The following is a 21,934-nucleotide window of genomic DNA, read 5'->3' as shown; positions in this document are numbered from 1 at the left end:
TGAAACAAGGGTCAGCATGACGAAGTTTCGGGCGAGTGGCCTCGCATCTTGCATTGCCGTGCGCTTTGCCTGATTGGGGCCCGCAAGAAGGAGACCGCACATGAAGACCCGCGCCGCCGTTGCGTTCGAAGCGAAGAAGCCGCTCGAAATCGTCGAACTCGATTTGGAAGGCCCAAAGGCGGGCGAGGTGCTGGTCGAGATCATGGCGACGGGCATTTGCCACACCGACGCCTATACGCTCGATGGCTTCGATAGCGAGGGCATCTTCCCGAGCGTGCTGGGGCATGAGGGCGCCGGGATCGTGCGCGAGGTCGGCGCGGGCGTAACCAGCGTGAAGCCCGGCGACCATGTCGTCCCGCTCTACACCCCCGAATGCCGCCAGTGCAAAAGCTGCCTGTCGGGCAAGACCAATCTTTGCACCGCGATCCGCGCGACGCAGGGCAAGGGTCTGATGCCCGATGGTACGACGCGCTTTTCGTACAAGGGCCAGCCCGTCTATCATTATATGGGCTGTTCGACCTTTTCGAACTTTACCGTGTTGCCCGAAATTGCGGTGGCGAAAATCCGCGAGGACGCGCCCTTTCAGACGAGCTGCTATGTCGGCTGCGGCGTGACAACGGGCGTGGGCGCGGTCGTCAATACGGCGAAGGTGCAGGCGGGTGAAAATGTCGTCGTTTTTGGCCTTGGCGGCATTGGCCTGAACGTCATTCAGGGCGCGAAGATGGTCGGCGCCGACAAGATTATCGGCATCGATATCAACCCCGAGCGCGAGGAATGGGGCCGCAAATTCGGCATGACGCACTTCATCAATTCCAAGGGGCTGTCGCGCGACGAAACGGTCGCAAAAATTCTGGAAGTCACCGACGGCGGCGCCGATTACAGCTTTGACGCAACGGGCAATACCGAGGTGATGCGCACCGCGCTCGAATGCTGTCACCGCGGCTGGGGCGAAAGCATCATCATCGGGGTCGCCGAAGCGGGCAAGGAAATCTCGACCCGGCCCTTCCAGCTTGTCACCGGGCGTGTGTGGAAAGGGACGGCGTTCGGCGGCGCCAAGGGGCGGACCGATGTGCCCAAGATCATCGACTGGTATATGAACGGCAAGATCGAGATCGACCCGATGATCACCCATGTGCTGTCGCTGGAAGAGATCAACAAGGGGTTCGACCTTATGCACGCTGGTGAGAGCATCCGCAGCGTCGTCGTTTACTGATAGCCAAAGGGAGGGGGCCGATGTTCAGCCATGTTGCATTGGGGTCGACCGATATCGACGCCAGCAAGCGTTTTTACGACGCCATATTGGGCGTGCTCGGTGCACCCGAAGGCGTGATCGATGAGCGCGGGCGGCTCATCTATATGCATGCCGGCGGGCGACTGGTGATCACCCGGCCCGTCAATGGCGCGCCCGCCGATTGCGGCAATGGCCATACGCTGGGCTTCCTCACCCCCTCGACCGAGGCGGTCGATGCCTGGCATGCGGCGGGGGTCGCCCATGGCGGAACGACGGCCGAAGACCCGCCGGGCGTTCGCCATGCGACCGAGGGGCGGGTGGTTTACTTGGCCTATCTGCGCGACCCCAGCGGCAACAAGCTGTGCGCGACGCACAAGATTTCGGGCTGATATGACGGACGGGCAAAGCGCAAGCGCCTATGTGCTGACCTTCAGCTGCGTCGATGCGGTGGGCATTGTCGCGGCGGTGACGGGGGTGCTGGCCGAAAGCGACGGCTTCATTCTCGACAGCCAGCAATATGCCGATCTCGATTCGGGGCGCTTTTTCATGCGCGTCGAATTTCGCGGGGCGGGGCCGCGCTTTCTCCAAGGGCTAGACGGCGTGCGTACCGCCTTTGCGCCGGTGATTGAACATTTTGCGCTGGAGGCGCGGATCAGCGATGCGGGCGCGAAGCCGCGCTTTGTCATTGCCGTGTCGCAGGGCAGCCATTGCTTGAACGACCTGCTCCACCGCTGGTCTACCGGCAATCTGGCGATCGATATTGTCGGGGTGGTGTCGAACCATGAGGTGCTGCGCCGCCTGTCCGAATGGCATGGCGTCCCCTTTCACTATTTGCCCGTCAGCAATGATAATCGCGCCGAACAGGAAGCGGCGATCCTTGACGTGATGGCACGGGGGCAGGCCGATTATCTGGTGCTTGCGCGTTATATGCAGGTACTCTCCGAAGATTTGTCTGCGCGGCTTGCTGGGCGCTGCATCAATATTCACCACAGTTTTCTGCCCGGTTTCAAGGGTGCAAAACCCTATCACCGCGCGCATGAGCGCGGGGTGAAGCTGATCGGCGCGACCGCCCATTTCGTGACCAGCGACCTCGATGAAGGGCCGATCATCGAACAGGCGGTCGAGCGCGTCGATCATCGCCATTCGGTCGAGGATCTGATCCGCACCGGGCGCGATATCGAGGCGCAGGTGCTGGCCAAGGCGGTGCGCTGGGTTGCCGAGCAGCGCGTGCTGATCGACGGGCGCAAGACGGTTGTCTTCCGTTGAGCCACCCTCCAAGGTGAGTATCGAATCGCAACCAATCAGGAGGAGCCAAGGCGATGTACAGTCATAATATGGTCGGATCGAACGACATAGATGCGTCGAAGAAATTTTACGACGCGACCTTTCAGGCCATCGGCGGCAAGCCGGGGGTGATCGATCCCAAGGGGCGGATCATCTATGTCCACAAGGGCGGGCTGTTCCTGGTCACCAAACCTATTGATGGCGAGCCGGCGACGGCGGGCAATGGCTGCACCGTGGGCTTTGCCATGGACGATCCCGCGCAGGCTGACGCTTGGCACAAGGCGGGACTGGAAGCGGGTGGCACTGCGATCGAAGACCCGCCGGGCGTGCGCGAAGGCAATGGCATGAAGCTGTATCTGGCCTATCTGCGCGATCCCAGCGGCAACAAGCTGTGCGCGCTGCACCGGATGTAAGCATATGATGCGCGGCGAAGCCGGGTTGCTGGCGGATCTGGAGATGCTGGAGATCGGCTTTGCCGCCCATGAACATGCGGCGGTGTTCACCGTTGCCGAAAGCGATGCGGTGAACGCCGATATCCCCGGCGCGCACACCAAAAATCTGTTTCTGAAAGATGCTGGCGGCGCCTTTTGGCTTGTCACCGTGCCAGCCGAAGCGCGCGTCGATCTGAAGGCCTTGCCCGCTGCCATTGGATGCAAGCGCGTAAGCTTTGGCAAGGCGGAGGATATGGAGCGGCTGCTGGGAATTTTGCCCGGATCAGTGACGCCGCTCGCCGCGATTAATGCCGCGCCGGGAAGCATCGCCGTCGTGCTCGATAGCGCGCTGGCGGCGGCGGAGCGGGTCAATGTCCATCCGCTACGCAACACGGGCACGCTGGGCCTCGCGGGGGCTGACATCCTCACGCTTTTGGGTCACTGGGGGCATGAGCCACAGGTGGCGAGCATCCCGATTCAGGAACCAGCATGAACTTTGAGACCCTCTCCACCAATCGCAGCCATGGCGGCGTTCAGGGCGTTTATCGCCACGAAAGCAGCGCGACCGGCACGGCGATGAACTTTGCCGTCTTTGTCCCCGATCATGCGCCGGGGGCGAAGCTGCCGGTGCTTTTCTATCTGTCGGGGCTGACCTGCACCCATGCCAATGTGATGGAGAAGGGCGAATATCGCGCGGCCTGCGCGCAGCATGGCCTGATCTTTGTTGCGCCCGACACCAGCCCGCGCGGCCCCGATCTTCAGGGCGAAGCGGTGCCCGACGATGCCGAAGGCGCCTGGGATTTCGGGCTGGGCGCAGGCTTTTATGTCGATGCGACCGAAGCGCCCTGGGCGCAGCATTACCGGATGCGATCCTATATCGAGGAGGAATTGCCCGCGCTGATCGCGCGTGAATTTGCCATGGCCGATATGGGGCGGCAGGGCATCATGGGTCATTCGATGGGTGGGCATGGCGCGCTTATCATCGCACTGCGGAATCCGGATCGTTTTCGTTCGGTGTCGGCTTTCGCGCCGATTGTCGCGCCGATACAATGTGCGTGGGGCGAGAAAGCGCTGAGCAGCTATCTGGGTGCCGACCGCGCGGCGTGGCGCGAATATGACGCGTGTGCGCTGATCGAGGAAGGCGCGCGCCTGCCCGATCTGCTCGTCGACCAGGGCGAGGCGGATAATTTCCTGGCCGATCAGCTCAAGACGCATTTGCTGGCCGAGGCCTGTGAGAAGGCCGGACAGAAGGCGCTGATCCGGATGCAGCCGGGATATGATCACAGCTATTATTTCATCTCGACCTTTATGGCCGAGCATATCGCTTGGCACGCCCAGCGGCTGAAAGGCTGACGCCGCCGCCCCGGAAAGGGGGCGGGGCGAAAGCCGGAAGGCTGGCCGGATTAGTCCGGCCGACCCTTTTTACCTTTGGCAAAGGGTTTCCCCTTTGGGCCGCCGGGCTTTCCGCCGAAAGGCTTGCCGCCAAAGGGCGGTTTGCCGCCGCGCGGAGCGCCGGGAGCGCGCCCCGGGCCGTCGCCGCGCGGTCGACCGCCGCCGGGACCGCCCCTGAAACCGCCCTTGAAATCGCCTTTGGGTCCGCCCTTGAAAGGACGGTCCTTGACCCCCCGCTGTTCGCGGCGCGGGGGATAGCGGTCACCTTCGGGAGCGGGGGTGATGGTGACGCCGCTGTCATCCTCGCCATCCTGACCCGCGGTGCGTTCGACCGCTTCCGCAAAGCGGTCGGCGATGGCGAGTGGGATGTTGAACAAGGTCTCGTTCGGCCCGATGCGGATCGCGCCAATTTCATGCTTGGTGACATGGCCGCGGCGGCAGAGCAAAGGCAGGATCCAGCGCGGGTCGGCATTTTGCCGCCGCCCGACGTCGAGGCGGAACCAGACGCTGTCGTCAAAGCCTTCGCGCCGCGCGCCGGTGTCGGGACGCTCGCCGCCTTCCCCGCGTTCGCGCCGTGCGGGCGGGCCATTGTCGATCAATTCTTCGGGCGCGGGAAGCTTGGCGCGGTGCGCGCGCACCAGGCTCGCTGCAATATCTTCGGGTGAGCGCTCGGCGAGCAAGCGCTGCGCCAGCTCGATATCGTCGGCCTCATGCTCGACGGGTTCGAGCAGTGCTTCGATCAGCCGTTCCTTGTCGCGGGCATGGACATCGGCGGCGGTCGGCGCCTGCATCCATTCGGCGGCGATTTTCGCGCCGCGCAACATGCCATCGACGCGGCGGCGGCGCGGATAGGGAACGATGAGCACGGCGGTGCCCTTTTTGCCCGCGCGGCCCGTGCGGCCCGAGCGATGCTGGAGCGTTTCGGCGTCGCGCGGAATTTCGACATGGACGACGAGGCTGAGGCTGGGCAGGTCGATGCCGCGCGCGGCAACATCGGTGGCGACGCAGACGCGCGCGCGCTGGTCGCGCAGCGCCTGCAGCGCGTGATTGCGCTCATTCTGGCTATGCTCGCCCGACAGGGCGACGGCGGCGAAACCGCGATTGACAAGCCGCGCGTGGAGACGGCGGACATTGTCGCGGGTCGCGCAGAAAAGGATCGCGGTTTCCGCCTCATGCAGTCGCAGCAGGTTGATCACTGCGCTTTCGATATCGGCGGGGGCGACGGTCACGGCCTGATAGGCGATGTCGCCATGGCCGCGCGTTTCCCCGACGGTGGAAATACGCAGCGCATCGCGCTGATAGCGTTTGGCGAGCTGGGCAATGGGCTTGGGGATCGTTGCGGAGAACAGCAGGGTGCGGCGCGTTTCGGGGGTCGCGTCGAGAATTTCTTCAAGATCGTCGCGAAAGCCCATGTCGAGCATTTCGTCGGCTTCATCGAGTACGGCGACGCGCAGCGCGGTGAGATCGAGTGCGCCGCGTTCGAGATGGTCGCGCAGGCGTCCCGGCGTGCCGACGACGATATGGACGCCCTGGTTGAGCGCGCGGCGTTCCTTGCTGGCATCCATGCCGCCGACGCAGGTGGCGATGCGTGCGCCGGCCTTGGCATAGAGCCAGCCAAGTTCGCGGCTGACCTGAAGGGCGAGTTCGCGGGTGGGGGCGATGATGAGTGCGAGCGGCGCGGAGGCGAAGGGCAGGCGTTCGCCCTCGATCAGCTCGTCGGCCATGGCGAGGCCGAAGGCGACGGTCTTGCCCGAACCGGTTTGCGCGGAGACGAGCAGGTCGCGGCCGCGCGCCTCTTCTTCGCTGACCTGGGCCTGGACGGTGGTGAGTGCGTCATATTCGCGCGCGGTGAGGGCGTCCGCGAGGACGGGGGGTAGATTGTCAAAAGCCATTATGTTCTTCTTATCCTGTGCGGCGTCTGGCGCCTTTATATGGTCGTCACCCTGGATTTGATCCGGGGGCCACGGCCGTGCGGGATGGCATCGACGCATGGATACCGGACCAAGTCCGGCATGACGCGGGTTGTTGTATTTTTCCTAAAGCGCCTGTCCTGCCGCATGTCCGCTGGCCCAGGCCCATTGAAAATTATAGCCGCCCAGCCACCCGGTGACGTCCACGGCTTCGCCGACCGCATACAGGCCCGGAACGCTTTTGGCCATCATTGTTTGCGAAGAAAGGCCTGCGGTTGCGATTCCGCCCAGCGTTACCTCGGCCTTGGCAAAGCCTTCGCTGCCATTGGGATGGAATATCCAGCGCGCGAGCCGGGCCTCGGCTTCGGCGAGTTTGCGGTCGGTGAGCGTGCCCAGTTCGCCGGGCAGCGCGAGGCGTTCGGCGAGCGTCTGGGCGAGCCGGTCGGGAAGCACGGTGCCCAGGACGGCAGCGACCGAGGCGCGCGGGCGGGCGCGTTTCGCCTCGACCAGCCAGCCGGAGGCGGCATCGGGCAGGAAGTCGATCTGCACCGGATCGCCGCGCCGCCAATAGCTGCTGACCTGCAAGATAGCGGGGCCGGAAAGCCCCTTGTGAGTGAAGAGCGCAGCCTCGCGAAAAGCCGTCTTGCCCGCGCGCGCCTCAACCGGGGTGGCGACGCCCGACAGGTCGCGGAACAGCACATCCTCGCCCCCCAGCGTCAGCGGTACGAGGCCGGGGCGAGGCTCGACGATCTTGAGGCCGAACTGGCGGGCGAGATCATAGGCAAAGCCGGTGGCGCCCATTTTGGGGATCGACGGACCCCCGGTGGCGATGACGAGATTGGGGGCGGAGAAGCGGAAGTCGCCGAAAGTGCCACGGAACATCGCATCTGAATGGGCGATTTGGTTGACCGATTGGCCGCATCGAACATCGACGCCGCCCTTGGCGCATTCATCAAGCAGCATCGCGACAATCTGCTTCGCCGATCCGTCGCAAAACAGCTGCCCCAGCGTTTTCTCATGATAAGCAATCCCATATCGCTCAACCAGAGCGATAAAATCGGCCGGCGCATAGCGAGCAAGCGCCGATTTGGCGAAATGGGGATTGGCGGAAACATAGCGGTCGGGGAGGGTGTGGATGTTGGTGAAGTTGCAGCGTCCGCCGCCCGAAATGAGGATTTTCTTGCCGACTTGATCGGCATGGTCGAGCAAAAGAATGCGCCTGCCGCGCTGTCCCGCGACCGCGGCGCACATCAGCCCGGCGGCGCCCGCGCCCAAAATCACCGCATCATAGGATGCGCCCTTGTCGTCGGAAGTGGCCATGGAGGATCAGTGCAGCTTGGCGATCGACAGCCCGTCGGCTTTGGCGCGGATTTTCACCGATTCCTCGCTGCGGGTCAGCGCCTTGGCAATGGCTTTGAGCGCGGTGCCCTTCTTCGCCAGCCGGTGCAGCTTGTCGATTTCCGCCGGGGTCCAGGGCTGTTTATGGCGTTCGAACTTGTCTTTCATTGCTGCACCTCTTCATCGGGCCGCGCATCGATGACTTCCAGCGCATCCTCGCGCCCCTGAAAGGCAAGGAGGTCGCCCGTTTCGGCGCCGATCATCGCGCGGCCCAAGGGCGCGGTGAAGGCGATGCGTGCGGCGGCAGGGTCAGCCTCGTCATGGCCGACGATGATGATCTGACGCTCGGCGCCGTTCAACCGATAGGTGACGATGCTGCCGATGCCGATGGTGCCAGCAGGCGGCGGGGGCGCGATTTCGGCGCTGGCCTTGCGGGTTGCGACATAGCGAAACTGGCGCTGAAGCTTTTTGCGCGGCTCCTCGGCAACTTCGGCGGCGATGGCGGCTTTGAGCTCGTTTTCCCATTCGCCCAGCAGCCGCGCGCCGCGCGGGGTCACCAGATTGGGACCGAGCGGGATCGGCAGTTCATATTCGGGTTCTTTATGTTCATCGTCGCTTTCGCGCCGGAAGGCTACGCTCATCGTCTCTATCCTGTGGGCAAGCCGCTCGTCTGGCACAGGAAGGTGGCGACAAGAAGGCGGAACGGGCAAAAAGGACGCGCTGCTGGACAGGGCGGCGACGCCGTATTATATGCATAATACACATAGGAGACGCAAGATGCGAAACTGGACAATGGCGGCGCTGCCGCTGGCAATGGCCCTGACGGTAGCGGGATGCGACGGCAGCCTCACCCTGGGCAATGACGATTCGAAGAGCGAAAGCGTGGCGGACAGCGGCACATCGGATGCCAAGGGAACGCGCAGCTATGCTTTTGAAGGGTTTGAAAGCGTCACCGTGACCGGGCCTGATGATGTCACCATCCGCCGGGGCGAACGCTTTGCGGTCGAAGCAAGCGGACCGGAGTCGGAACTGGCGCGGCTGGAAATCGAAGCGGATGGCAAGGAACTGAAAATCGGACGCAAGCGCCAAGGCTTTCAGGTCGGGCGCATCGTTCACAAGGCGGTGAAGATCAGCATCACCATGCCGCGTCTGTCGGCAGTGCGGCTGACCGGATCGGGCGATATTGAGGCGGATGCGCTGGAAGAAGATGCCGTTTCGGCCACGCTGACCGGATCGGGCAATTTGAAAATCGGGAATTTGGCCGGACGGCGCGGCGAAATCAGCATTGCCGGATCAGGCAATGTCGAGGTCGATGGCGGTACGATCGACAAGGGCGAATATAATATTGCCGGATCGGGCAATATCGATGCCGAAAAACTGGTCGCGAAAAATCTCGACATCACGCTGGCCGGATCGGGCGATATTGAGGCGGGCGCGACAGGCGAAGCCGATGTGCGCGTGATGGGATCGGGCGATGTCACGCTGACCGGCGGCGCCAAATGTTCGACGCGCACCATGGGATCGGGCGATGTGACCTGTCGTTAAGGACGGGTTTTCTCGGTCGAGCTCGGGTGACGGGTAGGGCGGCTGGCGCGTTTCGGCGAAAGCGGCTATGGGGGCGGGATGCATGGTGTTTTTCGGATTTTCGCCCTTTTTCTGCTTTGTTCCGGGCTGGCGGGTACGGCCGGGGCAGCGGAGAAGCGTTATGGGCTGACCAGTTTCGAGTCGATCGAGGTGCTGGCCGATGTGACCGTTGAAGTGACCGCGCGCGCGCCGGTGAGCGCGGTAGCGAGCGGGCCGCAGGCGGCGCTCGACCGGCTCAGCGTCGAGGCGCGCGACGGGCGGCTGGTGATTTCGATGCGGCAATTTGCGGGCGATGACCGGCGCGCGCGCACGTCCGGCCCCGTCACGGTGCGCGTCAACGCCGCCAATTTGCGCGCGGCGATGCTGGTAGGCGTAGGGTCGCTGGAAATTGATCGCCTGCAGGGCCGGCAGATGGACATTGCGCTGAAAGGACCGGGGCGGCTGAGCGTCAAGGCGATTGATGGCGACCGGCTGGCGGTCGCGATGGTCGGCAATGGCGTGATGACGCTGGGCGGCGCGGTCAATCAGGCGCGGGTCATCCTGTCGGGTGCGGGCAGTCTGGATGCGCGGAACCTGCGCGCCGATACGCTGGTGAACGACAGCGAAGGCGCGGGCGAGCATATTTTCCACGCGGTAAAAAGCGCGACGATCACCACGCGCGGCAATGCGCGCACGATCGTCGAGGGTCGCCCGACGTGCAAGGTTCGCAATATCGGCGCGGGATCGGTGGTGTGCGGGGGGCGATAGGGGTTGTCCTGTCCCCGTCGTGATCCGGGGCCATTGGATAGGCCGCGCGATGGACCCCGGATCAAGTCCGGGGTGACGAGGGGGAGAGGGGCTGGCGCAACCTTCCGTTGACGATTGTGTCAGGGTGCGGGCTGGGGATTGTTTCGCCCGGCTTGCGCCGGGCTCGCAATGACATTTATCGGAAGGCGGCGGGCCTTCAGTCCTTATGGTCCAGCGCGTCCATTTTCTTGGCCTGACGCGCGACGAGCGCGGGGAAGAAGCGGGCGACGCGGGCGAGGCGGTGGGCGGTTTTGCCGACGAGGCGGTGGACCTTTTTGCCGTGCACCGCGTCCCATGCGGCTTCGGCGACGCGCTCGACCGGGATGATTTCAAAGCCATGCGCTGACAGGCGCGCGCGGGCGGGTTCATTGCTGTCGGCGCTGACCTGATCGAGGAGGGGCGTGTCGATGAAGCCGGGCATCAGCGAGCGCACCTTGATGCCATATTTGGCAAATTCGATATCGAGCGCCTCGGTCAGCCCGCGCACCGCAAATTTGGTCGCCGAATAAAGCGCCAGCCCGGCAATGCCATAAAGGCCCGATGCCGATCCGGTGTTGAGGATCGTCGCCCCCGGCGTCGCGCGCAACAGGGGGAGGGCGGCGTAAATGCCGTTCACTACCCCGCCGAAATTGATCGCGATCAGCCGGTCGGCTTCCTCGGGCGGCATATCGGCAAATTGCCCGCCCGACCCGATACCGGCATTGTTGAACAATATGTCGAGGCGGCCCCCCGAAGCCTTGGCAAAAGCGTCGAGCGCGGCGGCCCATTGGTCGCGGTCGCGCACATCTATGACATGGCGCGAGGCGCTGCCTTCGGGCAGAAGCTGCGTGGTCTCGTCCAGCCCCTGGGCATTGATGTCGGCGAGGCCAACGAACCAGCCCTTTTGGGCAAAAAAGACGGCGACCGCGCGGCCAATGCCCGATCCCGCCCCGGTGATGAAAATCGCCTTGCGCGCCATATCCTCTTCCCCTTCCTGACATTATTGTTAGTTACTTCTCTGGCGAACAGGCGCGCAGGTCAAGGGGCAATGCGGATCGCTTCCTGCGGGGCGGGCTGCAATGACGGCTTGGCAAGCGGCAACGCCCATGGTTATGACGGCGGGGATGACCCGGGGCATTTGTACGATCCTTCAGGCGCTTGCGCTGATGTTTCTGGCCCTCGCCGCCCCGGCGCGCGCCGATGTTACGGTAAGCTTTTACAGCCATGAATTCGGGGAGAATTTCCCCCATGCTTTCATCGTGGTGAAGGGAAGGCTGGCGAAGGACGGGCGGAGCATCGACACAAATTACGGCTTTACCGCCACCACGGTCAGCCCCGCCATTTTGTTCGGATCGGTTAAGGGCGAGGTGCAGACGCAAAAGCCGGCCTATATCGCCAAAAGCGACCGGCAGTTCAGCGTAACGATAGAGGATGCCGCCTATGCCCGGCTGATCGCCAAGGTGCGCGAATGGGAAGCGCGCGCGCAGCCGAGCTATAATCTCGGCAAGAGCAATTGCGTTCATTTCGTGATGGAGCTGGCCGAGGTTGCCGGGCTGAAGGTAAATCGCAAGAGTAAATTTTTTAAAAAGCCGAAGAGTTTTCTACTGGAAGTGAAGCGGCTGAATCCGGGTTTAGACTAGGAGAGCAAAGATGTTGACGGCGATGGTGGTGATGTTCCTCTCGGTAGAGGAGGTCAAGCCGGTCGCGCGTACCGGGGTGCCCGCAGGAAATCCCGGATTATGGGTATCGAGCGCGGATTATCCGGCGGCAGCAATGCGGGAGGGGCTGGAAGGAACGACCGGTTTTCGCCTCCATTATAATGCGGACGGACGGCCCTATCGCTGTGAAATCAGCCAGTCGAGCGGGCATGATATTCTGGACGGGCAGACGTGCAACTTGCTGATGCGGCGCGCGCGCTTTACCCCCGGGCGCGATGCCAAGGGGCAGGCCGCTGGCGGGATTTACAGTAATCGCATTCGCTGGAAAATACCCGAGGGGGAATTGCCTTTCAGCGGGGTGAGGGCCGTGATGGGCGCCAGCTTGCCGCAGCCTCCGCATCTGTCTCCGGCAATGCATATGCTTGATGTTGCCGCGCTTTACCCCCCGGCGGCGCGCGCGGCAGGGGAGGAAGGCTTTGTCGGCATGCTGCTTGATATCGACACCAACGGGCGGGTTTCGCATTGCGTCGTTGAAACCGCGAGCAGATCGGATGCGCTCGATGCCGCATCCTGTGATGTGATGCGCGAGCATGGCCGCTTTATCCCTGCGCGGGCGCTCGATGGCAAGTCGACCGCCGGGCGGTTGCCCGTGCGTTTTCACTGGAGGCTCCCGGTCGAAGGAATGGAAAAGGGCGACGCGATAACACAGGCCTCGCCAGTGAAATTTCCCTTCACCGACCCCGGTACGACCTGGCTCCGCATATCGGTCAGCGCCGAGGGCGAGATTGAGGATTGCGCCTTCAAGGCCGAGGGGCGCGAGAGTGAGGTGCCGGCGGGCAAGACCCCGTGCGATTTCTTCGTGAAGGGGAAGCGCTTCACGCCCTTTGAAGATAGTGAGGGACGCCCGGTTGCACGGCAGATCATCCTCGAAAGCCAGTTGGCAGTGGAAGCGCCAGCGGACGAGTGAGGCGCAGGCCGCTGCGGGCCGCGCCTCTGGACTTTTCCACCTTTCACCCTATGTTCAGCGCCGAACGCGCTATGAACGGTGCGTCCGACAGTTTGAGGGGCCTCTCTTGCGTTTATTATTGACCCTTTTGGCTTTGCTGAGCGGGTTGGCGACCGCCGACCGGGCAGCGGCTGCGCCTGCCGTTCCGGCGGCGATGGGGTCGCTCGTGCTTTTTGCCGAAGGCGCGGCACAGGCCGAAAGAGGCGACAAGGATCGCCGCCCCATGGCCGCGGTGCCCGACCGGCGGGTCGCCAGCCAGGCCCGCTGCAAACCGCGCCGCGGTGCGGCAGAGCATCTTCCCGGATTTCTGACCGGCAGCGACCGCGCGCTGGAATAGGCTTTGGCCCGCCGCCTTGCCGGATGGCGGGCGGCATCTGGCGTTTCTGCGCCCCTTTTCTTGCGGTCCGTGCGCCGCTTTCCCTGCTTGTAATCTAAGGATAATCGCCATGTTTTCAGGTCTCGCCAAGAGCCTGTTCGGTTCGTCGAACGACCGATATGTGAAGTCGATCCGCAAGATCGTCGAGAAGATCAACGCGCTTGAGCCCGATATGGAGGCGATGGACGACGCCGCATTGCAGGCGCAGACGGTGAAATTTCGCGAGCGGCTGGCGGGGGGCGAAACGCTCGACGATCTGCTCCCCGAAGCCTTTGCCACCGTGCGCGAGGCGGCGCGGCGCACGCTGGGAATGCGCCATTTCGACGTGCAGATGATCGGTGGCGTGGTGCTCCATCGCGGCGAGATCGCCGAAATGGCGACGGGCGAAGGCAAGACGCTGATGGCGACCTTGCCCTGTTATCTGAACGCGCTGGAGGGCAAGGGCGTCCACGTCGTGACGGTCAACGACTATCTCGCCCGCCGCGACGCCGAATGGATGAGCGAGGTTTACGGCTTTCTTGGGCTGACGACCGGGATCATCGTCCCCAACCTTGACGAAACGCAGCGCCGTGCGGCTTATAATTGCGACATCACCTATGCCACCAACAATGAGCTGGGTTTCGATTATCTGCGCGACAATATGAAGTTCGACCGGGCGCAGATGGTCCACCGCCCGTTCAATTTCGGCATCGTCGACGAGGTCGATTCGATCCTGATCGACGAAGCGCGTACACCGCTGATTATCTCCGGTCCCACCGACGACAAGTCGGACATGTATGTCCGCGTCAATGAAGTGGTGCTGAAGCTGGGCGATGAGGATTTTGAGAAGGATGAAAAGTCCAAGTCGATCAGCCTGACCGAAGAAGGCACCGAACATGTCGAGCAATTGCTCGCAGAGGCGGGGCTGCTTCAGGGCGATAATCTGTATGACATAGAGAACACCCAGGTCGTCCATCACGTCAATCAGGCGTTGAAGGCGATCCAGATGTTCCGCCGCGACACCGACTATATCGTCAAGGATGACAAGGTCGTCATCATCGACGAATTCACCGGGCGCATGATGGACGGGCGCCGCTGGTCCGACGGCCTGCACCAGGCGGTCGAGGCGAAGGAAGGGGTGAAGATCGAGCCCGAAAACCAGACGCTGGCGTCGATCACCTTCCAAAATTATTTCCGCATGTATCCGAAGCTTTCGGGCATGACCGGCACCGCCGCGACCGAGGCGGCCGAATTCTTCGACATTTACAAGATGAATGTGGTCACCATCCCGACCAACCGCCCGATCGCGCGGATCGACGAGGAAGACGAATTTTACAAGAATATCACCGATAAGTTCGGCGCCATCGCGCGTACAATCCGTGAGGCGAATGAGCGCGGCCAGCCGGTGCTGGTCGGCACAGTGTCGATCGAAAAGTCGGAACTTCTGTCGTCTTTCCTTGAGAAGGAAGGGGTGAAGCACAGCGTCCTCAACGCCCGTTTCCACGAAAGCGAGGCGCATATCGTCGCGCAGGCGGGACGGCTGGGCGCGGTGACCATCGCCACCAATATGGCGGGCCGCGGCACCGACATCAAATTGGGCGGCAATGAAGAGTTTCGCATCGAGGACGAGGTGGGCGATATGCCCGAAGGCCCCGAGCGCGAAGCCGCCACAGCGCGCATCCGCGAAGAGGTCGCCGCCGAGCGCGAGGCGGTGAAAGCAGCGGGCGGCCTGTTCGTCCTTGCCACCGAGCGGCACGAAAGCCGCCGCATCGACAATCAGCTTCGCGGCCGTTCGGGGCGTCAGGGCGACCCCGGCCTGTCGAAATTCTATCTGTGCCTCGACGATGATTTGCTGCGCATCTTTGGCCCCGAAACGCTGTTTTCGAAAATGATGAACAAGAGCCTCGATGATGGTGAGGCGATCGGGTCGAAATGGCTGTCGAAGGCGATCGAGACCGCGCAGAAAAAGGTCGAAGCGCGCAACTATGATATCCGCAAGCAGGTCGTCGAATATGACAATGTCATGAACGACCAGCGCAAGGTGATTTACGAACAGCGCGGCGAGATCATCGACAGCGAAACCGTCGATGAAGTGATGCACGCGATGCGCGTCGAAACGGTCAATGCGCTGGTCGCCGACGCCTGCCCGCCGGGCAGCTATCCTGAACAATGGAATATTGCCGGGCTGAAGGAGCGCGTCGCCGAGGTGCTCGACCTGGAACTGCCCATCGACGAATGGATGCAGGAAGACGCGATCGAACCCGAATTGTTCGAAAGCCGAATCCAGCAGGCCGCCGACGCCCTGGCCGCCGAAAAGGAACAGCAGGTCGATCCCGAAACATGGCGCAGCATCCAGAAATCGGTACTGCTCCAGACGCTCGATCATCAGTGGAAAGAGCATCTGGCGACGCTCGATGCGCTGCGGCAAGTCGTGTTCCTGCGTGCTTATGCCCAGAAACAGCCGATCAACGAATATAAGCAGGAAGCCTTTACCCTGTTCGAGCGAATGTTGACCAACATCCGTGAGGATGTGACGCGGACCGTCGCGCGCATGGAGTTGCGTCTGGCCGATCCCGAGCCGATGCCGCTGCCCGACCTTCCCGATTTCCTGACGACGCATATCGATCCCTTTACGGGCGAGGATAATAGCGCCGACATCGACGCGGGAACGCGCGGGGTCATCGCCAACACCCTGCCGCCGATGCAGGTGCCGCGGTCGAAAACCAATGCCGAGGGGGAAAATCCCTATGCCGGCATGGACATCAGCCGCAACGCACCCTGTCCGTGCGGATCGGGGCGTAAATACAAGCATTGCCACGGGGCGCTCTGAACCAGAAAGACGTCGGCCCCTGCGCAGGCAGGGGCCGCGGCCAGATGTGCGGCGAACCGCCATCATGTAGCGTAGAAGAAACATGATATTGCAGGCAGCGATGCCCTGGCGCGCTGTGCAAAATTCTGCTCTCACTTTATCGCTTATTTAGCCAGTCTTGATACAGACTTCGCGCCTAGGTTCCCCGCCTAGGGGGGAGGATGCGGGACATGAGCGCTAAACTTTTATTCATAGCAGGAACATTTGGGGTCGGGGGATATGTCGGCCACACAATAATGAATCATGATCCTGCGATGATTTCAGCTTCCAAAGATCAAGTCGAAACCGCACTGGAGTTGGCAGAGACGATTCTGCCGCGCGGCGACGGCAATGACCAAATCCGAATATGGAGTGCAGGCCGGTCACCCGAGGGGGTTACATTGAGAATGCAATATTCCAGCGCCTCCCCGGTGTTGGAATGCAAGGCTCTCGTGACCGCCATTGCGCTCAACGAAAGCCGGGTCATGGCCGACTGCGGCAGCGATCCCGATAATCCCTCAGCGATTAGCCGGACCCAGGACGCCCTGCGGGTCCCGATGTTCGAGGAACATATTCACGCTACACTGGAGGGGCGGCCCTTCGACCGATCGAAAGCGCAGCAGCAAGAGATTGCAATCGCGGTGCAGAATTTGGACGAAATGCGGCAGGAAGCGATGCATACCGCTCGGACGATGGCGAAGATCCATGCGGAGATCGATGAACGGCAATAAGCCGATGGCATCGGGCCGGCACAGGGCATAGTGCCCGCGCCGACTCGTTCACGCCAATCTAGCGCTTCATTCGCCCTTCGATCAGGCCGTCGACGAGGCTGGGGTCGGCAAGCGTTGACGTGTCGCCCAGCGAACCGAAGTCATTTTCGGCGATCTTGCGCAGGATGCGGCGCATGATCTTGCCCGAACGCGTCTTGGGAAGCGCGGGGGTGAAGTGGATATGATCGGGGGTCGCGATGGGGCCGATTTCGCGGCGCACCTGTTGCTTCAATTCGGTGAGCAATTCCTCGCTGGGCTCGACCCCGGCGTTGAGCGTGACATAGGCGTAAATGCCCTGTCCCTTGATATCGTGCGGAAAGCCGACCACGGCAGCCTCGGCCACCTTGTCATGCAGGACGAGCGCGCTTTCGACCTCGGCAGTGCCCATGCGGTGGCCCGATACGTTGATGACATCATCGACGCGGCCCGTGATCCGCCAATAGCCGTCCTCATCGCGGCGGCAGCCGTCGCCGGTGAAATATTTGCCCTTATAGGTTGAAAAATAGGTTTGCACGAACCGGTCATGGTCGCCGTAGACGGTGCGCATCTGTCCCGGCCAGCTGTGCGTGATGCACAAATTGCCTTCGGCTGCGCCGCCCGTCTGTTCATCGGCAAGCACGCCGCCATCGGCGTCGACAAGCTGGGGCCGGATGCCGAAGAAGGGTCGGCCCGCGCTGCCCGGCTGCATCGCATGGGCGCCGGGCAGGGTGGTGATCATGATCCCGCCGGTTTCGGTCTGCCACCAGGTGTCGATGACGGGGACGCGCCCCTGGCCGACGACGTCGTGATACCAGCGCCACGCCTCCGGATTGATCGGCTCGCCGACGCTGCCGAGCAGGCGGAGCGAGCTGAGATTGTGCCGCGTGACATAATCATCGCCCTCGCGCATCAGCGCGCGGATGGCGGTGGGGGCGGTGTAGAGGATGTTGACGCGATGCTTGTCGACGATCTGCCAGAAACGGTCATGATCGGGATAGTTGGGCACGCCTTCGAACATCAGGCTCGTCGCGCCATTTTGCAGCGGGCCATAGACGACATAGCTGTGCCCGGTGACCCAGCCGATATCGGCGCTGCACCAGAAAATCTCGCCCGCCCGATAGTCGAAACCATAATGGAAGGTGGCCGCGGTCCAGACCGAATAGCCGCCGACCGTGTGGAGCACGCCCTTGGGTTTTCCCGTCGATCCCGAGGTGTAAAGGATGAAGAGCGGGTCTTCGGCGTTCATGGGTTCGCACGGGCATTCGCCCCCGACATCGGCGGAAAGCGCATCATACCAATGGTCGCGCCCTTCCTTCATCACGATATCGCCGCCGGTGTGGGCGATGACGAGCACCGCCTTGACCGCGACCTTTTCCAGCGCCTTGTCGACATTGGCCTTCAGGGGGATGGTCTTGCCGCCGCGCAGCCCTTCGTCGGCGCAGATCACCCAGTCGCTCGCGCAATCCTCGATCCGTCCGGCGATGGCGTCGGGCGAGAAGCCGCCGAAAATGACGCTGTGGATCGCGCCGATCCGCGCGCAGGCGAGCATCGCCACCGCGCCTTCGGGGATCATCGGCATATAGATGGTGACGCGGTCGCCCTTTTTGACGCCCATTTTCTTCAGCGTATTCGCCATGCGGATGACATCGGCGAGGAGCGCGGCATAGCTGATATGGCGCGTTTCGCCATCGGGCGCATCGGGTTCGAAGATGATCGCGGTCTGTTCGCCATGGCCCGCGGCGACATGGCGGTCGACGGCATTGTGGCAGAGGTTGAGGACGCCATCCTCGAACCATTTGATCTCGACCGGATCAAAGGACCAGCCGGCGATTTTGGTGGGGGCCTTCACCCATTCGACGCGTTCGGCCTGTTTGGTCCAGAAGCCGTCGGGATCGTCGATGCTTTCGGCATAGAGGCGATCATAATCGGCGGCGCTGCAATGCGTGCGCGCCGCGGCGTCGGCAGGGACGGGAACCAGCGGTTCAGAGGGGGGAAGGTCGGACATGGTGAGGAGTCTCCCGCTTTCGATTGCTTTATTCTGTCCTTGCGATAACCGGCAGGCCGCAGTTTTCAAGGGCGGGGCCATGTGAATACGAAAGGAACGGGCAAAATGGCGATGACGGCGAGGACCGGGGAGCTGCTCGATCGGCTGGGCGTGGCGCGCGGGGCATGGCAGGGCGGAGCGCTGCCGGTGCGCACACCGCTGACCGGGGAAGCGCTGGGGGCGGTGCTGCTGGCCGATACGGCGGCGATGGAGGCTGCGATTGGCCGCAGCGCGGCCGCTTTTCGCGCATGGCGCGACGTCCCCGCGCCGCGCCGGGGCGAGCTTGTCCGCCTGTTCGGCGAGGAATTGCGCGCGGCCAAGGCGGACCTTGCCGAACTGGTCACCATCGAGGCAGGCAAGATCCCGTCCGAGGGCGCGGGCGAAGTGCAGGAAATGATCGACATTTGCGACTTTGCCGTCGGCCTGTCGCGCCAGCTTTACGGGTTGACCATCGCCACCGAAAGACCGGGGCACCGGATGATGGAGCAATGGCATCCGCTGGGCGTCGTCGGGGTAATTTCGGCGTTCAACTTTCCGGTCGCCGTTTGGGCGTGGAATGCCGCGCTGGCGCTGGTGTGCGGGAATAGCGTGGTGTGGAAACCGTCGGAAAAGACGCCGCTGACCGCGCTGGCGACCCAGGCGATCTTTGACCGGGCGGCCGCGCGTTTCGGCGAAGCGCCCGAGGGGCTGGCGCAATGCCTGATCGGCGGGGCGGAGCTTGGCGAGGCGCTGGTCGATGATCGCCGTGTTGCGCTGGTGTCGGCGACCGGATCGACACGCATGGGCCGCGCGGTGGCGCCCCGGCTGGCGGCGCGGTTTGCGCGCGCGATTTTGGAACTGGGCGGCAATAATGGTGCGATTGTCGCGCCTTCAGCTGACCTTGATCTCGCGCTGCGCGGTGTCGCTTTTGGTGCGATGGGGACGGCGGGGCAGCGCTGCACGACGACGCGGCGCCTGTTCGTCCATGACAGCATCTATGATGATTTCGTCGCCCGGCTCAAAAGCGCCTATGCCAGCGTGGCGGTGGGCAATCCGCTGGAGGGCGATGTGCTGGTCGGGCCGCTGATCGACCGCGCGGCCTTTGACGCGATGCAGGCGGCGCTGGCGGCGGCGCGCGCGGCGGGTGGCCGCGTCCATGGCGGCGAACGGGTGGGGACGGGCGATGCCTATTATGTCCGCCCCGCGCTGGTCGAAATGTCCAAGCAGACAGGTCCGGTGCTGGAGGAGACGTTCGCGCCGATCCTCTATGTCATGCGCTATGAGGCGTTGGATGAAGCGATTGCGGCGCATAATGCGGTGGGGGCGGGGCTGTCCTCCGCCATTTTCACCACCGATATGCGCGAGGCCGAACGCTTTCTGGCGGCGGGCGGGTCCGATTGCGGGATCGCCAATGTCAATCTGGGTACCAGTGGCGCCGAGATCGGCGGCGCCTTTGGCGGCGAAAAGGAAACCGGCGGCGGGCGCGAAAGCGGCTCCGATGCGTGGCGCCAATATATGCGGCGCGCGACAAACACGGTGAATTATTCGGATGCGCTGCCGCTGGCGCAGGGGGTGTCGTTCGAGATTTAGGGCTTCCCCAAGGTTCGAGATGCTCCTTGATAGGACGCGCCATGGCTATGGGTGTCTCGACTTCGCTCGACACGAACGGGGAAGGGGCTCTTCTTTGTTGTCATTTAGGAGCCGGAGGCGACGTGGCAATCTTCCCTTCTCGGCCTTACGCGCTGTTGATTGCTGGAAATTCTTCGCTTCGCTCGCAATGACGCTGTGGGTTAGGCGGAGCGCCAGCCATACCCTGTATCCAGCGTCACGACCCGTCCGCTGGTGCCGACGGGTTCGATCTTACCGTCGGTCAGAAACGCCAGCATGGCCGCATCTGCCACATCGACATGCGCCAATGTGCGCGCTCCTTCGGGCGTGCGCGCGACCACTACCCCCGCGCGCGGGCTGCCGTCGCGGGCGTAAAAGATGGTGTAGCTTTCGATGGTCGCGGGGCCGCTATAATCCTCGGCCAGCGCGGGGACCGGACCGCGCTTTTCTTCGGCTTCGGCCTGATAGTCGAAATCCTGCGGAAAGCTGGCCGCCGATATGGGTTCGCGCCCTAGGACGATGCAATGATTGTCGGTGGCAAAGCCGCCATTGGCGAAGAGGAAGCCATAGCGGCCTTCGATGCGAAGCCGCTCGACCATCGAGACGATGGCATGGCTCATATAATTGGCGATGGGGCCGCCGCCGAAGGTGAGGCCGCCAAAGACGCTGGCGGGGCGGCCCGCCGGCCAGCCAAGAATGCGCCGCGCCATTTTGGGGACGCAGGGAAAACAGCTATAAAGTTCGACATGGTCGAAATCCGCCGCCGTCATGCCATTGAGCGCGAGCGTACGGGTGATCGAGACCTCCATGCTGACGCTATGATCATAGCGGTCGCGCGCGAGGATGGAGGGTGGTTCCTTGGCCGCCGCGCCCATGCCGATATGGACCAGCCGGTCCTCGGCAATCCCGCGGCGGCGTGCTTCGGCGAGGCTGGCGACCAGAAAGGCAGCGCCCTGATTGACCGAGGAATTTGCGACCATCAGCTTCGAATAGGGGAAGGCGATGGGGCGATTGCGTTCGTCGATGCGCAGCATGTCGGCGGGGGTGGCGGCCTTTCTGATCCACGCGCCGTCATTCGCGGCGGCGACCTCGGAGAAGCGCGACCAGATGGCGGCGCTTTCTTCCTGCGCCTCGGACAGGCTTTGCCCCCAGGCGGCGCGTGTCGCATTTTCGTAGAGGGGATAGACATCGACCGGAGCGGCCAGCCCATACGCCTGTGCATAGTCGGGCTCGCGCCGTGTCGCCGCCTTGCGGATGGCGTTATAGCTTTTGTCCTCGCCGCTCGCGGCCTTGGCGGCGCGGCCCGCGGCGGTGCGCAGCGCTTCGCCGCCGACAATGGCCGCGAGTTTGATCTCGCCCGCGCCGATGCGGTTCGCGGCTTCGTTGAGCAGGCGGACCGGCGTGTCGCCGTGCGGGGCGGCGGATTGGTAATTGATGGCGGGTGACGCGCCAATCGCCGCGGCGAGCGGCTCGCACAGCTTGCCCAGCTGGCGAAAGCTGATCTGATCGACGATGGCGAGGCTGTCGATCTCGGCGAGCGGAACGCCTGCGTCTTCGGCGGCCACATTCAGCGCGGCGATCATCAAGCCGAGCGAATCGAGGCCAAGGTCGGGATCGTCGGGGCGATCATTGACCTGCCCGACGCCGATGATCACGGGAATGCGTTCGGGGTCGGTCATCCGATGTCTCCGTTCGTGTCGAGTGAAGTCGAGACACGCCGAGAGCAAGCGCCAAGTCGAGGGGCATCTCGAC

Annotated in this window: 21 protein-coding genes; 14 read left to right on the top strand and 7 right to left on the bottom strand. The window is 63.2% G+C overall.

Going from position 1 to position 21,934, the window contains the following annotated elements:
* Positions 1–100 precede the first annotated feature (100 nt).
* From JV18_RS0107570 to fghA, 6 genes are read left to right on the top strand one after another with little or no spacing between them, the layout of a single operon-like run.
* Complete coding sequence (locus tag JV18_RS0107570; protein WP_033074032.1) at positions 101–1,213, top strand: S-(hydroxymethyl)glutathione dehydrogenase/class III alcohol dehydrogenase; 1,113 nt, start codon at positions 101–103, stop codon at positions 1,211–1,213.
* A 20-nt stretch (positions 1,214–1,233) separates the two neighbouring features.
* Positions 1,234–1,620, top strand: a complete 387-nt coding sequence (locus JV18_RS0107565; RefSeq protein WP_033074031.1) for a VOC family protein — start codon at positions 1,234–1,236, stop codon at positions 1,618–1,620.
* Between the two features lies 1 nt (position 1,621).
* Entirely contained in the window at positions 1,622–2,497 is an 876-nt protein-coding gene (purU, locus tag JV18_RS0107560; protein ID WP_033074030.1) for a formyltetrahydrofolate deformylase, read from the top strand.
* Between the two features lie 53 nt (positions 2,498–2,550).
* Positions 2,551–2,928, top strand: coding sequence for a VOC family protein (locus JV18_RS0107555; protein WP_033074029.1), 378 nt, complete (start codon positions 2,551–2,553; stop codon positions 2,926–2,928).
* A gap of 4 nt (positions 2,929–2,932) precedes the next feature.
* Complete coding sequence (locus tag JV18_RS0107550; RefSeq protein WP_443027770.1) at positions 2,933–3,439, top strand: prolyl-tRNA synthetase associated domain-containing protein; 507 nt, start codon at positions 2,933–2,935, stop codon at positions 3,437–3,439.
* Positions 3,436–4,299, top strand: coding sequence for an S-formylglutathione hydrolase (fghA, locus tag JV18_RS0107545; protein WP_033074027.1), 864 nt, complete (start codon positions 3,436–3,438; stop codon positions 4,297–4,299). The genes JV18_RS0107550 and fghA overlap by 4 nt, the downstream gene beginning before the upstream one ends.
* A 50-nt stretch (positions 4,300–4,349) precedes the next feature.
* On the opposite strand, the gene JV18_RS0107540 is transcribed toward fghA, so the two are convergent.
* From JV18_RS0107540 to JV18_RS0107525, 4 genes are all read right to left on the bottom strand, one after another.
* Positions 4,350–6,230 carry a DEAD/DEAH box helicase gene (locus JV18_RS0107540; RefSeq protein ID WP_033074026.1) on the bottom strand — a complete coding sequence of 627 codons (1,881 nt, stop codon included), beginning with the start codon at positions 6,228–6,230 and terminating at the stop codon, positions 4,350–4,352.
* 144 nt (positions 6,231–6,374) lie between these two features.
* Entirely contained in the window at positions 6,375–7,568 is a 1,194-nt protein-coding gene (locus JV18_RS0107535) for an NAD(P)/FAD-dependent oxidoreductase (RefSeq protein ID WP_033074025.1), read from the bottom strand.
* 6 nt (positions 7,569–7,574) lie between these two features.
* Complete coding sequence (locus tag JV18_RS0107530) at positions 7,575–7,754, bottom strand: hypothetical protein (RefSeq protein WP_033074024.1); 180 nt, start codon at positions 7,752–7,754, stop codon at positions 7,575–7,577.
* Positions 7,751–8,227 carry a GreA/GreB family elongation factor gene (locus JV18_RS0107525; RefSeq protein WP_033074023.1) on the bottom strand — a complete coding sequence of 159 codons (477 nt, stop codon included), beginning with the start codon at positions 8,225–8,227 and terminating at the stop codon, positions 7,751–7,753. Before JV18_RS0107525 ends, JV18_RS0107530 begins: the two co-directional genes overlap by 4 nt.
* A gap of 136 nt (positions 8,228–8,363) precedes the next feature.
* Here JV18_RS0107525 and JV18_RS0107520 point away from each other — a divergent pair, with 136 nt between their 5' ends.
* Positions 8,364–9,131, top strand: a complete 768-nt coding sequence (locus tag JV18_RS0107520; protein ID WP_033074022.1) for a head GIN domain-containing protein — start codon at positions 8,364–8,366, stop codon at positions 9,129–9,131.
* Between the two features lie 78 nt (positions 9,132–9,209).
* Positions 9,210–9,917 (top strand): head GIN domain-containing protein, encoded by a 708-nt coding sequence (locus JV18_RS0107515; protein ID WP_052071812.1) that lies wholly within the window; start codon positions 9,210–9,212, stop codon positions 9,915–9,917.
* Positions 9,918–10,113: 196 nt separating this feature from the next.
* Here JV18_RS0107515 and JV18_RS0107510 read toward each other — a convergent pair whose 3' ends face one another.
* Positions 10,114–10,914: an SDR family oxidoreductase gene (locus tag JV18_RS0107510; RefSeq protein WP_033074021.1), complete on the bottom strand. Its 801-nt coding sequence runs from the start codon at positions 10,912–10,914 to the stop codon at positions 10,114–10,116.
* Between the two features lie 145 nt (positions 10,915–11,059).
* Here JV18_RS0107510 and JV18_RS0107505 point away from each other — a divergent pair, with 145 nt between their 5' ends.
* The 5 genes from JV18_RS0107505 (at position 11,060) to JV18_RS15215 (ending at position 16,533) form a co-directional block, all read left to right on the top strand.
* On the top strand, positions 11,060–11,575 hold the full coding sequence (locus JV18_RS0107505; protein ID WP_033075091.1) for a hypothetical protein: 516 nt from the start codon (positions 11,060–11,062) through the stop codon (positions 11,573–11,575).
* 10 nt (positions 11,576–11,585) lie between these two features.
* A complete protein-coding gene (locus tag JV18_RS14660; RefSeq protein WP_052071811.1) occupies positions 11,586–12,560 on the top strand; it encodes an energy transducer TonB in 975 nt (324 codons plus the stop codon).
* Positions 12,561–12,678: 118 nt separating this feature from the next.
* Positions 12,679–12,936 (top strand): hypothetical protein, encoded by a 258-nt coding sequence (locus JV18_RS0107495; RefSeq protein WP_235302945.1) that lies wholly within the window; start codon positions 12,679–12,681, stop codon positions 12,934–12,936.
* A gap of 109 nt (positions 12,937–13,045) precedes the next feature.
* On the top strand, positions 13,046–15,784 hold the full coding sequence (gene secA, locus JV18_RS0107490; RefSeq protein ID WP_033074019.1) for a preprotein translocase subunit SecA: 2,739 nt from the start codon (positions 13,046–13,048) through the stop codon (positions 15,782–15,784).
* A 209-nt stretch (positions 15,785–15,993) separates the two neighbouring features.
* Positions 15,994–16,533 carry a hypothetical protein gene (locus tag JV18_RS15215; protein WP_144243895.1) on the top strand — a complete coding sequence of 180 codons (540 nt, stop codon included), beginning with the start codon at positions 15,994–15,996 and terminating at the stop codon, positions 16,531–16,533.
* Between the two features lie 58 nt (positions 16,534–16,591).
* Here the strand turns inward: JV18_RS15215 and acs are convergent, their stop codons facing one another.
* The gene (gene acs / locus JV18_RS0107480; protein WP_033074017.1) at positions 16,592–18,556 is read right to left on the bottom strand and encodes an acetate--CoA ligase; all 1,965 of its coding nucleotides are present in this window, start codon (positions 18,554–18,556) and stop codon (positions 16,592–16,594) included.
* 105 nt (positions 18,557–18,661) lie between these two features.
* On the opposite strand from acs, the gene amaB reads away from it, so the two are divergent.
* Positions 18,662–20,164, top strand: coding sequence for an L-piperidine-6-carboxylate dehydrogenase (gene amaB, locus JV18_RS0107475; protein ID WP_033074016.1), 1,503 nt, complete (start codon positions 18,662–18,664; stop codon positions 20,162–20,164).
* A gap of 200 nt (positions 20,165–20,364) precedes the next feature.
* On the opposite strand, the gene JV18_RS0107470 is transcribed toward amaB, so the two are convergent.
* Complete coding sequence (locus JV18_RS0107470; RefSeq protein WP_033074015.1) at positions 20,365–21,861, bottom strand: acetyl-CoA acetyltransferase; 1,497 nt, start codon at positions 21,859–21,861, stop codon at positions 20,365–20,367.
* Between the last annotated feature and the right edge of the window lie 73 nt (positions 21,862–21,934).

It is taken from the genome of Sphingopyxis sp. MWB1 (assembly GCF_000763945.1).
Classification (GTDB): Bacteria; Pseudomonadota; Alphaproteobacteria; order Sphingomonadales; family Sphingomonadaceae; genus Sphingopyxis.
The sequence above is the reverse complement of the archived record's forward strand: the minus strand, read 5'-3'. Positions and strand labels throughout refer to the sequence as shown.

Bases quoted from the DNA above. Each gene is read 5' to 3' on its own strand.
- JV18_RS0107570 (WP_033074032.1), top strand. From the start codon at position 101: ATGAAGACCCGCGCCGCCGTTGCGTTCGAAGCGAAGAAGCCGCTCGAA.
- JV18_RS0107565 (WP_033074031.1), top strand. From the start codon at position 1,234: ATGTTCAGCCATGTTGCATTGGGGTCGACCGATATCGACGCCAGCAAG.
- purU (WP_033074030.1), top strand. From the start codon at position 1,622: ATGACGGACGGGCAAAGCGCAAGCGCCTATGTGCTGACCTTCAGCTGC.
- JV18_RS0107555 (WP_033074029.1), top strand. From the start codon at position 2,551: ATGTACAGTCATAATATGGTCGGATCGAACGACATAGATGCGTCGAAG.
- JV18_RS0107550 (WP_443027770.1), top strand. From the start codon at position 2,933: ATGATGCGCGGCGAAGCCGGGTTGCTGGCGGATCTGGAGATGCTGGAG.
- fghA (WP_033074027.1), top strand. From the start codon at position 3,436: ATGAACTTTGAGACCCTCTCCACCAATCGCAGCCATGGCGGCGTTCAG.
- JV18_RS0107540 (WP_033074026.1), bottom strand. From the start codon at position 6,230: ATGGCTTTTGACAATCTACCCCCCGTCCTCGCGGACGCCCTCACCGCG.
- JV18_RS0107535 (WP_033074025.1), bottom strand. From the start codon at position 7,568: ATGGCCACTTCCGACGACAAGGGCGCATCCTATGATGCGGTGATTTTG.
- JV18_RS0107530 (WP_033074024.1), bottom strand. From the start codon at position 7,754: ATGAAAGACAAGTTCGAACGCCATAAACAGCCCTGGACCCCGGCGGAA.
- JV18_RS0107525 (WP_033074023.1), bottom strand. From the start codon at position 8,227: ATGAGCGTAGCCTTCCGGCGCGAAAGCGACGATGAACATAAAGAACCC.
- JV18_RS0107520 (WP_033074022.1), top strand. From the start codon at position 8,364: ATGCGAAACTGGACAATGGCGGCGCTGCCGCTGGCAATGGCCCTGACG.
- JV18_RS0107515 (WP_052071812.1), top strand. From the start codon at position 9,210: ATGCATGGTGTTTTTCGGATTTTCGCCCTTTTTCTGCTTTGTTCCGGG.
- JV18_RS0107510 (WP_033074021.1), bottom strand. From the start codon at position 10,914: ATGGCGCGCAAGGCGATTTTCATCACCGGGGCGGGATCGGGCATTGGC.
- JV18_RS0107505 (WP_033075091.1), top strand. From the start codon at position 11,060: ATGACCCGGGGCATTTGTACGATCCTTCAGGCGCTTGCGCTGATGTTT.
- JV18_RS14660 (WP_052071811.1), top strand. From the start codon at position 11,586: ATGTTGACGGCGATGGTGGTGATGTTCCTCTCGGTAGAGGAGGTCAAG.
- secA (WP_033074019.1), top strand. From the start codon at position 13,046: ATGTTTTCAGGTCTCGCCAAGAGCCTGTTCGGTTCGTCGAACGACCGA.
- JV18_RS15215 (WP_144243895.1), top strand. From the start codon at position 15,994: ATGAGCGCTAAACTTTTATTCATAGCAGGAACATTTGGGGTCGGGGGA.
- acs (WP_033074017.1), bottom strand. From the start codon at position 18,556: ATGTCCGACCTTCCCCCCTCTGAACCGCTGGTTCCCGTCCCTGCCGAC.
- amaB (WP_033074016.1), top strand. From the start codon at position 18,662: ATGGCGATGACGGCGAGGACCGGGGAGCTGCTCGATCGGCTGGGCGTG.
- JV18_RS0107470 (WP_033074015.1), bottom strand. From the start codon at position 21,861: ATGACCGACCCCGAACGCATTCCCGTGATCATCGGCGTCGGGCAGGTC.